Origin of the sequence: Acinetobacter sp. YH12218, assembly GCF_013417925.1 — a bacterium.
Lineage (GTDB): Bacteria > Pseudomonadota > Gammaproteobacteria > Pseudomonadales > Moraxellaceae > Acinetobacter > Acinetobacter amyesii.
The window spans coordinates 1-12,487 of sequence record NZ_VPDB01000079.1; the positions used below are offsets into that span (position 1 = coordinate 1).

A 12,487-nucleotide genomic window follows, 5' to 3' on the forward strand; every position below is an offset into this window, starting at 1 on the left:
TCAAATGGCTATTCTACGTTTGATTGGTTTTGGAAAAAAAGAAGAATTTAAGAAAGTGCTAGCAATTTTAAGAAAGAAAAAGCCTGATAGGACAAGGATCCTATGAAATTTGTCGTGTACAGAGAATTTCTAGGCACAAAAAAACGCAGCATAAACGCTGCGTTTTTTTGATTCAACATTAGTTCAATGCAGAAACTACAGCTTGACCCATTTCAACTGTACCGACTTGAGTACTGCCTTCTGACATGATGTCACCTGTACGTAAGCCTTGATCTAGGACGTTACCTACTGCATCTTCAATTGCTTTTGCCGCCGCTTCTTCACGGAAGGTATAACGTAGCATCATAGCAACAGACAGAATTGTAGCTAATGGGTTCGCAATGTTTTGACCTGCGATATCTGGCGCTGAACCGTGGCAAGGTTCATACATGCCTTTACCATTTTCATCTAAAGAAGCCGATGGCAACATGCCGATAGAACCGGTTAACATCGCTGCTTCATCAGACAAGATATCGCCGAACAAGTTACCAGTCACGATCACATCAAATTGTTTTGGCGCACGAACCAATTGCATTGCAGCATTGTCAACATACATATGAGACAAGTTAATTTCAGGATACTGCTCTTCTTTTAACGCAGTTACAGTTTGTTTCCAAAGCTCAGTCACTTCTAGTACGTTGGCTTTATCCACTGAACACACTTTACCACCACGTAAGTTCGCCATTTCAAAAGCAACTTTGGCAATACGCTTGATTTCAGATTCTGCATATACGTCAGTATTGAAACCTTGTTTTTCGCCGTTTTCGAGTTCACGAATACCACGTGGTTGACCGAAATAGATCCCGCCAGTTAACTCACGTACGATCAAGATATCCAAACCTGCTACGATTTCAGGTTTTAAGCTCGACGCATCTGCAAGCTGCGGATAAAGAATGGCTGGACGTAAATTAGCAAATAAATTTAATTCTGAACGAATTTTTAATAGGCCACGTTCTGGACGAATTGAACGCTCAATGGTATCCCACTTAGGACCACCCACTGCACCCAATAAAATCGCATCAGCAGTCTTCGCTTGTGCTGCTGTTACTTCTGGATAAGGTGAACCGTGCGCATCGATCGCTGCACCACCTAAAAGACCTTGTTCCCAAGTCAAACCTAAGTTGAATTTCTCGTTTACACGTGTCAGCACTTGTTCAGCCGCTTTCACGATTTCAGGACCAATACCATCACCTGGTAAAATCAAAATATGTTTTGACATGAGTCTTTCCATTTATACGCTGGCTTGATTACCAGTCAGATTTAAAGTTTCTTTTCTACAAACTCACCAAGTCCTGTGAGGACATTGTAGGGTCGGCAGAAACGTCGAATCGTTTTTGCACCTTGCTTTAAGTCTACACAGAGCGGATCAGGCGCAGATTTATCCAGTAAACTGCCTGTGTTTTTTGAACGCTCTCGGTACATTTTAAAGGTGTACTCGTGTTTGGACCTAAAGTTGTGAATGACATGCAAGCGCTCTGCTTTTTCCTGAGAAATTGGATAATAGCGAATCACGACTTCATGCTGACCTGAAGGTACAGACAAATACAAAGGATTAGGCTCAGACAATGAACGACCATTCAACCGTACAATGCCTGCTTTAATCGCAGCACGTTGTACATGTTGATTATTTGGATCAACCACTTGTATTTGATCAAAACGCTCAAATTCACAATGCGCTGTACCTGCACAGTAAATCAGAGCATTATTTTTTGTACTTTCAGTTTCTTTCACATTTTTAATGCGTGCCGTGTCAAAGCTTTGACAGGCAGAGAGCGTTGCGAACAGCGCTCCCGTTACAACCAGCTGACCGAAGAACTTTTTCATTTTTCGAACCCAACCTGATAAATTCTGGCTAACGTATAAATTTTGTTTCGCCTGATATTAGCAAGACTTAAGCCGACTGACTACTAAGAAGTTCTACAGTGACACTGACTTAAGCTTTAATTTCTGCAAATACCCAAGGGCGAGATGCTTTGGTTTTTTCTTCATAAGCACGGATCTCATCGGCTGCTTGTAAGGTTAAACCGATATCATCCAAGCCATTCAATAGGCAGTGTTTACGGAATGGATCGACTTCAAATGTAAATGCTTCACCACTCGGTGTACGTACTTCTTGCGCAGCCAAATCAATGGTTAATTGATAGCCTTCAGATGCAGCACATTCTTTAAATAACTGATCTACGATCTCTTCAGACAAGATCACTGGCAACATGCCATTTTTAAAGCTGTTATTAAAGAAAATATCCGCATAGCTTGGTGCAATGACAGTACGGAAACCATATTCTTCTAATGCCCAAGGCGCATGCTCACGGCTCGAACCACAACCAAAGTTTGCACGAGAGATCAAAATCGACGCACCTTGATAACGCGGTTTGTTCAATTCGAAATCGGGGTTAATCGGACGTTTTGAAATGTCCTGACCTAAATAGCCTTCATCCAAATAGCGCAACTCATCAAATAAGTTGGCACCAAAGCCAGTACGCTTAATAGACTTCAAAAACTGTTTTGGAATAATTAAATCTGTATCCACATTGGCACGGTCTAATGGTGCAACGATACCTTGTTCAACGGTATATTTTTTCATGTTTATTTCTCACTGAATCCGTGACCTCTCCCTAACCCTCTCCTAAAAGGAGAGGGAACTCCTTCTCCCTCAGGGAGAAGGTTGGGATGAGGGCTTAAACTAGAATGTACGCACATCCACAAAGTGACCTGCAATTGCCGCAGCTGCTGCCATTGCTGGACTCACCAAATGCGTGCGACCACCATTACCTTGACGACCTTCGAAGTTACGGTTAGACGTTGATGCACAGTGCTCACCCGGTTGCAATTTGTCAGCATTCATTGCCAAACACATTGAGCAACCCGGCTCACGCCATTCAAAGCCTGCTTCAATTAAGATTTTATCTAAGCCTTCTGCTTCTGCTTGTGCTTTGACTAAACCTGAACCCGGTACCACCATGGCTTGCTTAATCGATGCCGCCACTTTTTTGCCTTTGGCCACTTCAGCCGCTGCACGAATATCTTCGATGCGTGAGTTGGTACATGAACCAATGAATACACGGTCTAATTGGATATCTGCCAAAGCTTGACCCGCTTCTAAGCCCATATAGTTGTATGCACGTGTCCAGTCATTACGCTGTACGTCATCTTTGGCTTGTTCTAAAGTTGGCACTGCTTGAGATACAGGAATCACCATCTCAGGAGAAGTCCCCCAAGACACTTGTGGCTCAATATCTTCACCTTGCAATACCACAACAGTATCAAAATGCGCACCTTCATCAGACACTAAAGTATTCCAATACTCTACTGCAGCGTCCCACTGTCCGCCCTTCGGTGCATACGGACGGTCTTTCACATAGGCAATGGTTTTGTCATCGACAGCCACCATACCCACGCGCGCGCCACCTTCGATCGCCATGTTACATACCGTCATACGACCTTCGATCGACATATCACGGAACACTTGACCACCAAATTCAATCGCGTGACCTGTACCACCCGCCGTACCGATTTTTCCGATAATCGCTAAAACCACGTCTTTAGGAGTTACGCCTTGACCCAATTGACCATCAACACGCACCAACATATTCTTCATTTTCTTTTGAACTAAGCATTGAGTCGCCAATACGTGTTCAACTTCCGATGTGCCGATACCATGAGCCAAGCAACCAAATGCACCATGCGTTGCAGTATGTGAGTCACCACATACCACGGTCATACCGGGCAAGGTTAAACCTTGTTCAGGCCCCACCACGTGCGCAATACCTTGACGTACATCGTTGATGTCAAACTGGGCAACATCAAAAGTTTTACAGTTGTCATCTAAAGTTTGCACTTGGATACGTGAGGTATCATCTTCAATACCTGCAATACCTTCAGCACGCTCCTTAGTAGACGTAGGTACGTTATGGTCTGGCGTTGCAACATTAGCGCTTAAACGCCACGGTTTACGACCTGCAAGTTGTAGCCCTTCAAAGGCTTGTGGAGAAGTCACTTCATGCAATAAATGACGGTCGATATACAATAATGAAGAGCCATCATCTCGCTGTTTTACTAGATGGTCATCCCACAATTTGTCATACAAGGTTTTTTTTATTTGGGTTTCCGCTTTTTGGGTTTCGCCTGCCATGTCGATTTGCTCCACTGGACTGGGTAAATTCTTTCGTTAAATCGATTATAACCACGTATTCACATAAATCTAATTTATCATTTTTATTAGTTTAAAAACTTATAGGAATGATATTTAACTGCTGATTTCCGTTGCATTTTAATCACCATTGATGCGTTCAAAACACACTCACTTCAATACTTTCAGCAGATGAAACTTTAGATTTTTCTCCGAGTTTTTGATCACTTTCTGCCATTTTTAAATGGTGATTTAGAAATTCAATGATCATAAATTGAATTTTCTCTTTTACATTGCAAATAAGAATCATTATTATTAACTCATTGCCAAGATTTATCAATTTAACAAGGAGCATTCTCATGGCACACATTAACAAGTTCGTCGAAAATAATCAGCGCATGTTCAAAAAAACCTTGAGCTATTACATCATGCATATCACGGTTGCGATGTTGGTTGGTTATTACGTGACTGGCAGTATTGCAATGGCCATTACCTTAAGTTTACTTGAACCAACTGTTCAAGCGGTTGCCTTTTTCTTCCACGAAAAAGCATGGGAAAAGAAAGATAAAGCAGCAGAGGAAAATATCCCCGCTTAATCCAACCCTGCTCCTTGTAAAAAAACCACCATCACGGTGGTTTTTTTAATGACCTTAAAACGTTCTTTTACTCTATCCACTTTAACTTTCTATTTTTTTCATCCTATAGATTCAATTGCAGACGGATCATCAAAGCTTGTTTTTTTGCTGTAAGGCCAACTGATCATGCGCCTCAACCAATTGTTCTATCGCAAGAATCAGTTTGTTTTTTGCCGCATTACACTCGGCAGCTGCACGGTTTTCGTCGTCTTCGTCATCTGCGATTTCATATATCGCACAGCGCTTTTCGACTGTCCCTTCAAAAATATCCAATAAATTTTTAATGTGTTTAATATCCATCGCCTTCTCCCTGTGAGGTACAACATTGCTAATCGATGCCGCCCTGACTGTACCTGTTGCTTTAATTATTCAATGAAAAGTTGTTCCCCAAGCCATCAAAACTTGAGTTCATTTTTTTTTTAGTTCAATGCTGAGTTAACAAGAAACGCCATCGCTCCTTTTCAAGTCAAACGGTTGAAGTACTTTCCAGCCCTGTATTTTTATATTATGCATAACTCTGGTTTCGGTTTAAAAAAACAACTTTGTAACAACGCATTTGAGCTGAAAACGTCACAGTCCAACCTTAAATCATGCAGCGACCAAGTACTCGAATAACGCTATGGAACTAAGAAAATTCCCTCAGATTTAAAGCGTCATCTGGCTTGAACGCCTAGTTTTAAATCAAAAGATACAACTTTTCCTTTGATTTATTCTTAAAATATTATAACAATGAGACTACGCATAAAAATTCTTTATAGGAATGAAGATGAATCTCGCAGCCTTTGAAGCCTTTGTAAAAGTCATGGAAACTGGTTCGATCTCTTTGGCAGCAGATCAGCTCTTCATTACGCAACCTGCTGTGACCAAACGTATTCACAGTTTAGAAGAATACTTCGGTGTCAAACTTTTTGAATCGGCGGGTCGTGGTGTTCAAGCGACGCATGCAGCAAACTCTCTCTTGCCAAAAGTAAAAAGCTGGCTGAATGAGTTGGGCGATATTCACCATACGCTCAGCCATGAGCAAGGTCAGGTTCAAGGTAAACTGAAAATTGGCACTAGCCATCATATCGGCTTACACCATTTACCGGCGCATTTGCGTCAATATGTACAACAGTTTCCAGAAGTGACCTTAGATGTACACTTTGTTGATTCTGAACAAGCCCATGAGCAAGTTTTGGCTGGCGACTTAGAGTTGGCATTTTTGACTTTACCACCACAAGGTGACAGCCGTTTAAAATACATCACGACATGGAATGATCCACTGGTATTCGTGGTTGCACCTTTCCATCCTTTGGCGCAAGTTGAGCATTTAACCTTAGAAGATTTGATCCAATACCCAAGTCTATTGCCTGCGGCGCAAACCTATACCAGTCAAATTACCTTGGCTGAGTTTGAAAAGTATGGACTCAAGCCAAAAGTTACCATGAGCAATAACTCACTTGAGTCGATTCGTATGTTGGTTTCCATTGGTCTCGGTTGGTCTGTCCTTCCTAAAACCTTATTGAACCAAGATTTAAAACAACTGAATTTACCTTCAAACATGAATCGTCAATTGGGCATGGTATGGCACCCAGGCCGTACTCAGTCACTTGCTGCACAAAAGCTGGTTGAATTGATGAAACACATCTAATTGAATTTTTACCTACAAAATTCAATTATTAATCAAGCCACCGCTATGGTGGCTTTTTTTAGTGATCTGTTTGAGCATTTAGAAAAAGCGAATGATTTTCTATATGTTGAATGGTCGCTTAAATTTATTTTGCATTAAAAATGGGATCGCCTATTTCAGCCGATCCCATTAAAAAAACCAAGGAAGACCCGTCAGTTTTACTTCGTCAACGAATCTTCATGTAATGATTCATTCAATTGATCGACAATAATCGCCCATTCACCATCTGACTTAATTTTTTCGGCCAAGAACTGACGCTGAGCATCTGTCCAATAGTCTGCTTCGGTAATTTTAGTTTGGGCACTGAGTTGATGCGTCACGATAAATAAAGCAATCGCGTCTTCACTCGAATCTAAACCCAGTTGTTCAAATAGATGAGTCATGCGTGGACGTACACTCATTGTCATTCTCCGTGTTAAAACTTATTGTTTATGGATACAAAATTATTCTGTTTTAAGGATATAACACGGAACGAACACGCACTCAATTACAGAATTCTACAGCGGTGAAAATTGAATAAAAGGCAAACTGAGCATAATCATCACGACAGATTGAATAAATACCAACAATAAAGGCAGCCCCCAGTTCACTCCGCCTTCTTCAGCAAACACCTGCTCACTATATTTAGGCTGCTGCATATAGGCTTTGGTCTTTTGCACAGCAAAATCGCTATAAAGCCGCTTTCCGATCCCTGCGAGTACGGCGTTAGGAATCAATGATAGCCCCATCAAGACCTGTTCAGGCACACCGATGATGAGCGCCAACATGCTAATCAAAAAACCAACCGCAAAGAATAAGAAGAAATAGCGATACATCTTCCGATAGAGTAACCAATAGGGCCCAAAAATTAACCCCGCCCAACTCAGGCCACTGTTCTGCCCACCTTGTTGTTCTATGAACTTTAAATAAGATTGAGCACGTGGCCCTATAAAGATTTGAATTAAATGTTTAAAAGAAGCTTCTGTCTGCATATAGAGCGATAGTTCAAATTAGTGAGCTGAAGTTTAATCAAAAGGACGTCAAATAAAAAAGCATCTAATGATGCTTTTTTAGCATATCTATTTTTAGGCTTGAATTGACCAGTCTTGAATGTCCCAACCTTGTTCTTTTGCTAGGACCTCTAAACGATCATCTGGATTAACTGCAATTGCATGATCCGCATATTCCAATAAGAATCGATCATTGATTGAATCTGAATAGGCCCAGGACTCTGTAACATCACGACCTTCTAACCATTGATTCAAACGGACTAATTTGCCCTTTTGATAGCACGGAGTATTAATTACTTTACCTGTATATTTACCATTTACAATTTCGGCATTGGTCGCAATGATTTCAGTAATGCCGAATTCACGAAAAATCGGTGCGGTAATAAAATCAGACGTTGCGGTGATCCCGACCAATTGATGCCCGGCATCTTGATGGCGCTGAATGGCAGCATAGCCCTCTGGACGCATTTGCGCACGAATAACTTTTTTCATAAACAACTGATGTAACTCAGTTAAGTAGGCATTGTCATGTTGGGTTAAAAACTCAAATACAAATTCGTTATAGGCAATCGGGTCGAGCTGGCCTTTTTTATAATCATCATAAAATTTGTCATTCATGGCACGATGACGAATTGGATCAACCAAGCCTTCATTGACCAAAAACTCCCCCCAAGAATGGTCTGAGTCGGTATTTAATAAGGTGTGATCAAGGTCAAACAGTGCCAATTTCATGAAAATACTCGTAAAAGCTGAAATTTAAGAAAAAAATTGTAAATCTATCTCCGCTAGTCGATAGAAATTCGTTAAGATCATAACAATTTTAACATTTTTACACTTTGCTTTTTCGAGATGGACACAGAAATAAACGTCCCCGTGAGCAAAGTCATAAATTACACAATATTTAGGTAGCCAAATGATCGATTCAGAAGGTTTCCGACCCAACGTCGGGATCATTTTGGCAAACGACATTGGACAAGTTTTATGGGCAAAGCGCATTGGTCACAATGCCTGGCAATTTCCACAAGGAGGTATCCAACATGGAGAAACCCCCGAACAGGCACTTTACCGTGAGCTGAGAGAAGAAGTTGGCTTACTGCCCGAACACGTCCAGGTGATAGCACAAACCCAAGGGTGGTTGCGCTATCGTTTGCCACATCGGTATATACGTACGGATTCAGCCCCCGTTTGTATTGGTCAAAAGCAAAAGTGGTTTTTATTGAAACTGACAGCTTCAGCACAGCATATTCAGCTCGATTTGTCAGATCCACCTGAGTTTGATCAATGGCAATGGGTCAGCTATTGGTACCCACTAGGACAAGTGGTGAATTTTAAACGCGATGTATATCGTAAAGCCATGGTGGAACTTTGCAGTCAGCTTCCACAAAAGCCGTAAAAATTTGCAGAATGGATGCAGATTTTTAAGATGAGTGTTGTTATAAATAAAGCAGAATAAATTTTGGAGCAGACACGATGTCGAACATGCAACTGGATACCTTAAGACGCATAGTCCAAGAGATTAATGCGTCGGCCAGTTTGCATGAATCTTTAGACATTATGGTCAATCAAGTGGCCGAAGCCATGCATGTGGATGTCTGCTCAATCTACTTGCTTGATGAACGAAATCATCGTTATTTACTAATGGCTTCTAAGGGTTTAAACCCTGAAGCCGTTGGGCATGTCTCTTTGCATACCAGTGAGGGTTTGGTCGGCTTAGTTGGACAACGTGAAGAAATCGTCAACTTAGACAATGCACCCAAACACGAACGCTTTATGTATCTGCCAGAAACGGGGGAAGAAATTTACAATTCCTTCCTCGGTGTTCCGGTGATGTATCGCCGTAAAGTTATGGGCGTCTTGGTGGTTCAAAACAAAGAGCCTCAAGACTTTAGCGAAGCTGCCGAATCTTTCCTCGTGACCCTGTGCGCTCAACTTTCAGGGGTGATTGCCCATGCACATGCCGTCGGGAATATTGAAGTCTTTCGTAAGCCAAATAATCTGCCAGCGTACAAAACCTTCCAAGGCATTTCAGGTTCAGGCGGTATTGCCCTAGGTCGTGCAGTCATCTTATATCCACCTGCTGACTTGGCGTCAGTCCCTGATCGTGAAGCCGATGACATCAGTGAAGAACTCGAATTACTCGACAATGCCATAGACGCAGTTCGTCAAGAAATTTTGTCTCTCGATGAAAAGATGCAAGATGCCCTCATGGCCGAAGAGCGGGCATTATTTAGCGTGTTCTTGCGGATGCTCGATGCCAATGCCCTCCCCGCGGAAATCAAAAGTGAAATTCGTGACGGTAACTGGGCACAAGGTTCGGTACGCATTGTTATTGATAAACACATTGCGCTCTTTGCACAGATGGAAGATGACTATCTCCGCGAACGTGTTTCAGACTTAAAAGATCTAGGGCGTCGTATCTTGGCCTTTTTGCAAGAAGCAGATGCCAGTCACCGTGAAATCACCGATGAAAGCATTTTAATTGGTGAGGAAATTTCTACGGCTGCCTTGGTTGAACTCCCTGTCGATAAAATAGCGGCGATTGTAACCACTGAAGGTGCCATGAACTCACACATGGTGATTGTGGCACGTGCCCTCGGTATTCCAACCGTAGTCGGTGTGACTGAACTACCAATTAATACCCTCGATGATGTCGAAATGATTGTCGATGCACATCAAGGTCGTGTATTCATCAATCCACCTCGTCGTTTACGCACACGTTATAAAGAGATTCAAAAAGAAGAAGAGCAAATTGCTAAAGATCTGAAGCAATACGAAACCAAAGATGCCATCACCCCTGACGGTGTTGCGGTTCGATTGTTTGTAAATACCGGCTTGATGATCGATGTGGTTCGCGGTGTACAACGTGGCGCCAAAGGTGTCGGTCTATACCGTTCTGAAATTCCATTTATGCTGCGTGATCGCTTCCCCGGTGAAGAAGAACAGCGCGCTATTTATCGTCAACAGCTCAGTCATTTTGCCAATAAACCCGTAGTGATGCGTACCCTCGATATTGGTGCAGATAAAGACCTTCCTTATTTCTCGATTGAAGAAGAAAACTCAGCACTGGGTTGGCGTGGAATTCGCTTTACCCTCGATCATCCTGAGATTTTTTCAGCCCAAATTCGTGCCATGCTCAAAGCCAGTATTGGCCTGAACAACTTGCATATTTTGCTGCCGATGGTGACCAGTGTCAGCGAAGTCGAAGAAGCGTTGTATTTGCTCGATCGTGACTGGCAAGCGGTGCAAGAAGAAGAACAGGTGAAAATTACCAAACCCAAAATCGGCATCATGGTCGAAGTGCCGAGTGTGCTGTTACAGATCGATGAATTTGCTGAATTGGTTGACTTCTTCTCAGTGGGATCAAACGATTTAACCCAATACTTACTCGCAGTGGACCGTAATAACCCACGTGTTGCCAATGTCTATTCACACTCACACCCAGCCGTACTTCGTGCGCTGACTCGTTTGGTGCAAGAATGTCATAAATACGACAAGCCGATTAGTATTTGTGGGGAAATGGCTGGTGATCCACTCACCGCTATTTTATTGATGGCAATGGGCTTTAATACCCTATCGATGAGTTCGAGTAATATCCTGAAAGTTCGTAAAGCCATCTGCCATGTGCCGATGCCAGATGCAAAAGAGCTCTTAGATCGTGCCTTAAGCATGAATAATCCACTGATGGTGAAAAGCATGATGGAGTACTACTTCAAGACTCATGGTCTTGGTGATATGGTGAAATCGGCAACCCGAATCGTGAGTGCTTAAGAACACTCATGTAAAATAATAAAATGAGGTGATGATGGATTTTTTATTTTTTCTGGCTTTTGTCGCCATTGCCTTTTATATGACAAAGATCCATCCGCAACTCAAACAAAAAATGTTAGAGCTGCAACACGATACACCGATTGAAAAAGTATCCTCAACTCGACCTAGACCGTCCCAAGCACAACAAGTCAATATACGCCCAACCAAGCCAACAAAATCCAAAGCTCCGGTCAGCCGCTCTCGTATTCCCCCCTTACTCGGTATAGAAATTACTGCGTCACAGCAGCGCCGCTTAGGTAAAAATGATCCATCGGTACTGGCTGCACAGCGCGCCAAACAGCTAAACCAGACGCATCACAGCGACGCAACATGGTTTGAGCAATTGACCAGTCAAGTGGAACACGTACTCCAGCAAACCAATGACGCCTCAAAACATCAAAGTACAGCGTCTAGACCGCAACAAAAATCCGCATTCAACAAAATGTTTGAAGACTTATTTTCAAAATAAGCCGTGTTTTAAGGTTCTACATTTAAACTCAAAACCCATGCGTTCAATCCCGCATGGAACCATCTGAATGAACGTCGGTATCTTATTATTCAACGAAGTTGAAGTCTTAGATGCTGCGGGGATTTCTTCGGGGATCCATGCATCTCTTTATATTGTGGCCAAATTGCATGGCCTAGAGATTGCGAAGCGAACAGTAAAACGTATGGAATATGATGTGAACTTTGTTTAAGCAGATGCTGAAGCCGAATCATTTAGTAGACTACAAACTGAGAAAACACACTGAAATAAAAAGGGAGATAATCATTCGAATATCCCCCTTTTTTGTGCTTTGCATAGCCACGTTTTGCATTTTTCTTTCGATCTACAAAAGTTTGGCTTTTGTTAAAATCGTTCATGTGTTTTGCCACAAAGTTGCGAACTTCAACTTCAGGCAGGACTTTTTTCTTTGCCATTTGCATTCACCTTTTTGCCTATACAGCACCCTCGTGCTGTAGTGCATATATTGGTCTATTTTTAGATTTTTTCAAGCACTTTCCTATGGCTTTTTGATACAGCGTAGTTAGCCCCAAGGCCATAAAAAAATTGCTTTGCCACATTATTCCCATCTCCAAAACCCTCTCCCATTAAGCATAGGTATCTACACAAATCCCAAGTTTTGGGTTAAATTGAAGAGCATGCTCTTCAATTTAATATCTCCCATCTTGATACACGTCTCGTCAGACGATACAACGCCCTCGTAAAGCTTAATAT

The 12,487-nt window shown here is 42.1% G+C and carries 15 protein-coding genes; 6 read left to right on the plus strand and 9 right to left on the minus strand.

All coding sequences use genetic code 11. The features are described from left to right. Positions 1-178: 178 nt before the first annotated feature. The 4 genes from leuB to leuC form a co-directional block, all read right to left on the minus strand. Positions 179-1,258 carry a 3-isopropylmalate dehydrogenase gene (gene leuB, locus FTV03_RS15355; protein ID WP_078192754.1) on the minus strand — a complete coding sequence of 360 codons (1,080 nt, stop codon included), beginning with the start codon at positions 1,256-1,258 and terminating at the stop codon, positions 179-181. A gap of 41 nt (positions 1,259-1,299) precedes the next feature. Then, on the minus strand, positions 1,300-1,863 hold the full coding sequence (locus FTV03_RS15360) for a hypothetical protein (RefSeq protein ID WP_168377913.1): 564 nt from the start codon (positions 1,861-1,863) through the stop codon (positions 1,300-1,302). A 109-nt stretch (positions 1,864-1,972) separates the two neighbouring features. Further along, positions 1,973-2,623 carry a 3-isopropylmalate dehydratase small subunit gene (gene leuD / locus FTV03_RS15365; protein WP_180042065.1) on the minus strand — a complete coding sequence of 217 codons (651 nt, stop codon included), beginning with the start codon at positions 2,621-2,623 and terminating at the stop codon, positions 1,973-1,975. Between the two features lie 99 nt (positions 2,624-2,722). Beyond that, on the minus strand, positions 2,723-4,171 hold the full coding sequence (leuC, locus tag FTV03_RS15370) for a 3-isopropylmalate dehydratase large subunit (protein ID WP_180042066.1): 1,449 nt from the start codon (positions 4,169-4,171) through the stop codon (positions 2,723-2,725). Between the two features lie 356 nt (positions 4,172-4,527). Here leuC and FTV03_RS15375 point away from each other — a divergent pair, with 356 nt between their 5' ends. Then, positions 4,528-4,764, plus strand: coding sequence for a DUF2061 domain-containing protein (locus FTV03_RS15375; RefSeq protein ID WP_078189723.1), 237 nt, complete (start codon positions 4,528-4,530; stop codon positions 4,762-4,764). Between the two features lie 129 nt (positions 4,765-4,893). Here the strand turns inward: FTV03_RS15375 and FTV03_RS15380 are convergent, their stop codons facing one another. Then, positions 4,894-5,103 (minus strand): hypothetical protein, encoded by a 210-nt coding sequence (locus tag FTV03_RS15380; RefSeq protein ID WP_168377916.1) that lies wholly within the window; start codon positions 5,101-5,103, stop codon positions 4,894-4,896. A 466-nt stretch (positions 5,104-5,569) separates the two neighbouring features. Between FTV03_RS15380 and FTV03_RS15385 the strand changes: the two genes are divergently transcribed. Then, positions 5,570-6,433, plus strand: coding sequence for a LysR family transcriptional regulator (locus FTV03_RS15385; protein ID WP_078189725.1), 864 nt, complete (start codon positions 5,570-5,572; stop codon positions 6,431-6,433). Positions 6,434-6,630: 197 nt separating this feature from the next. On the opposite strand, the gene FTV03_RS15390 is transcribed toward FTV03_RS15385, so the two are convergent. The 3 genes from FTV03_RS15390 to FTV03_RS15400 form a co-directional block, all read right to left on the minus strand. Beyond that, entirely contained in the window at positions 6,631-6,873 is a 243-nt protein-coding gene (locus tag FTV03_RS15390) for a DUF2789 family protein (RefSeq protein WP_078189726.1), read from the minus strand. Between the two features lie 96 nt (positions 6,874-6,969). Next, positions 6,970-7,443, minus strand: coding sequence for a DUF2628 domain-containing protein (locus FTV03_RS15395; protein ID WP_180042067.1), 474 nt, complete (start codon positions 7,441-7,443; stop codon positions 6,970-6,972). Between the two features lie 93 nt (positions 7,444-7,536). Further along, positions 7,537-8,193 carry an HAD family phosphatase gene (locus FTV03_RS15400; protein ID WP_078192760.1) on the minus strand — a complete coding sequence of 219 codons (657 nt, stop codon included), beginning with the start codon at positions 8,191-8,193 and terminating at the stop codon, positions 7,537-7,539. 181 nt (positions 8,194-8,374) lie between these two features. Here FTV03_RS15400 and FTV03_RS15405 point away from each other — a divergent pair, with 181 nt between their 5' ends. The 4 genes from FTV03_RS15405 to FTV03_RS15420 all read left to right on the plus strand — a co-directional run bounded on the left by FTV03_RS15405 (position 8,375) and on the right by FTV03_RS15420 (position 11,966). Beyond that, positions 8,375-8,854: an RNA pyrophosphohydrolase gene (locus FTV03_RS15405; RefSeq protein WP_078192761.1), complete on the plus strand. Its 480-nt coding sequence runs from the start codon at positions 8,375-8,377 to the stop codon at positions 8,852-8,854. Positions 8,855-8,931: 77 nt separating this feature from the next. Continuing rightward, positions 8,932-11,229, plus strand: coding sequence for a phosphoenolpyruvate--protein phosphotransferase (gene ptsP, locus FTV03_RS15410; RefSeq protein ID WP_180005299.1), 2,298 nt, complete (start codon positions 8,932-8,934; stop codon positions 11,227-11,229). A gap of 79 nt (positions 11,230-11,308) precedes the next feature. Further along, complete coding sequence (locus FTV03_RS15415; protein WP_180042064.1) at positions 11,309-11,737, plus strand: hypothetical protein; 429 nt, start codon at positions 11,309-11,311, stop codon at positions 11,735-11,737. A 67-nt stretch (positions 11,738-11,804) separates the two neighbouring features. Then, positions 11,805-11,966, plus strand: a complete 162-nt coding sequence (locus tag FTV03_RS15420; protein ID WP_180042068.1) for a hypothetical protein — start codon at positions 11,805-11,807, stop codon at positions 11,964-11,966. Between the two features lie 22 nt (positions 11,967-11,988). Here FTV03_RS15420 and FTV03_RS15425 read toward each other — a convergent pair whose 3' ends face one another. Beyond that, positions 11,989-12,189, minus strand: a complete 201-nt coding sequence (locus FTV03_RS15425; RefSeq protein ID WP_180042069.1) for a hypothetical protein — start codon at positions 12,187-12,189, stop codon at positions 11,989-11,991. Positions 12,190-12,487 lie beyond the last annotated feature (298 nt).

Excerpts from the sequence above, each read along its gene's own strand:
- leuB (WP_078192754.1), bottom strand. The coding sequence starts at position 1,258 with ATGTCAAAACATATTTTGATTTTACCAGGTGATGGTATTGGTCCTGAA.
- FTV03_RS15360 (WP_168377913.1), bottom strand. The coding sequence starts at position 1,863 with ATGAAAAAGTTCTTCGGTCAGCTGGTTGTAACGGGAGCGCTGTTCGCA.
- leuD (WP_180042065.1), bottom strand. The coding sequence starts at position 2,623 with ATGAAAAAATATACCGTTGAACAAGGTATCGTTGCACCATTAGACCGT.
- leuC (WP_180042066.1), bottom strand. The coding sequence starts at position 4,171 with ATGGCAGGCGAAACCCAAAAAGCGGAAACCCAAATAAAAAAAACCTTG.
- FTV03_RS15375 (WP_078189723.1), top strand. The coding sequence starts at position 4,528 with ATGGCACACATTAACAAGTTCGTCGAAAATAATCAGCGCATGTTCAAA.
- FTV03_RS15380 (WP_168377916.1), bottom strand. The coding sequence starts at position 5,103 with ATGGATATTAAACACATTAAAAATTTATTGGATATTTTTGAAGGGACA.
- FTV03_RS15385 (WP_078189725.1), top strand. The coding sequence starts at position 5,570 with ATGAATCTCGCAGCCTTTGAAGCCTTTGTAAAAGTCATGGAAACTGGT.
- FTV03_RS15390 (WP_078189726.1), bottom strand. The coding sequence starts at position 6,873 with ATGAGTGTACGTCCACGCATGACTCATCTATTTGAACAACTGGGTTTA.
- FTV03_RS15395 (WP_180042067.1), bottom strand. The coding sequence starts at position 7,443 with ATGCAGACAGAAGCTTCTTTTAAACATTTAATTCAAATCTTTATAGGG.
- FTV03_RS15400 (WP_078192760.1), bottom strand. The coding sequence starts at position 8,193 with ATGAAATTGGCACTGTTTGACCTTGATCACACCTTATTAAATACCGAC.
- FTV03_RS15405 (WP_078192761.1), top strand. The coding sequence starts at position 8,375 with ATGATCGATTCAGAAGGTTTCCGACCCAACGTCGGGATCATTTTGGCA.
- ptsP (WP_180005299.1), top strand. The coding sequence starts at position 8,932 with ATGTCGAACATGCAACTGGATACCTTAAGACGCATAGTCCAAGAGATT.
- FTV03_RS15415 (WP_180042064.1), top strand. The coding sequence starts at position 11,309 with ATGACAAAGATCCATCCGCAACTCAAACAAAAAATGTTAGAGCTGCAA.
- FTV03_RS15420 (WP_180042068.1), top strand. The coding sequence starts at position 11,805 with ATGAACGTCGGTATCTTATTATTCAACGAAGTTGAAGTCTTAGATGCT.
- FTV03_RS15425 (WP_180042069.1), bottom strand. The coding sequence starts at position 12,189 with ATGGCAAAGAAAAAAGTCCTGCCTGAAGTTGAAGTTCGCAACTTTGTG.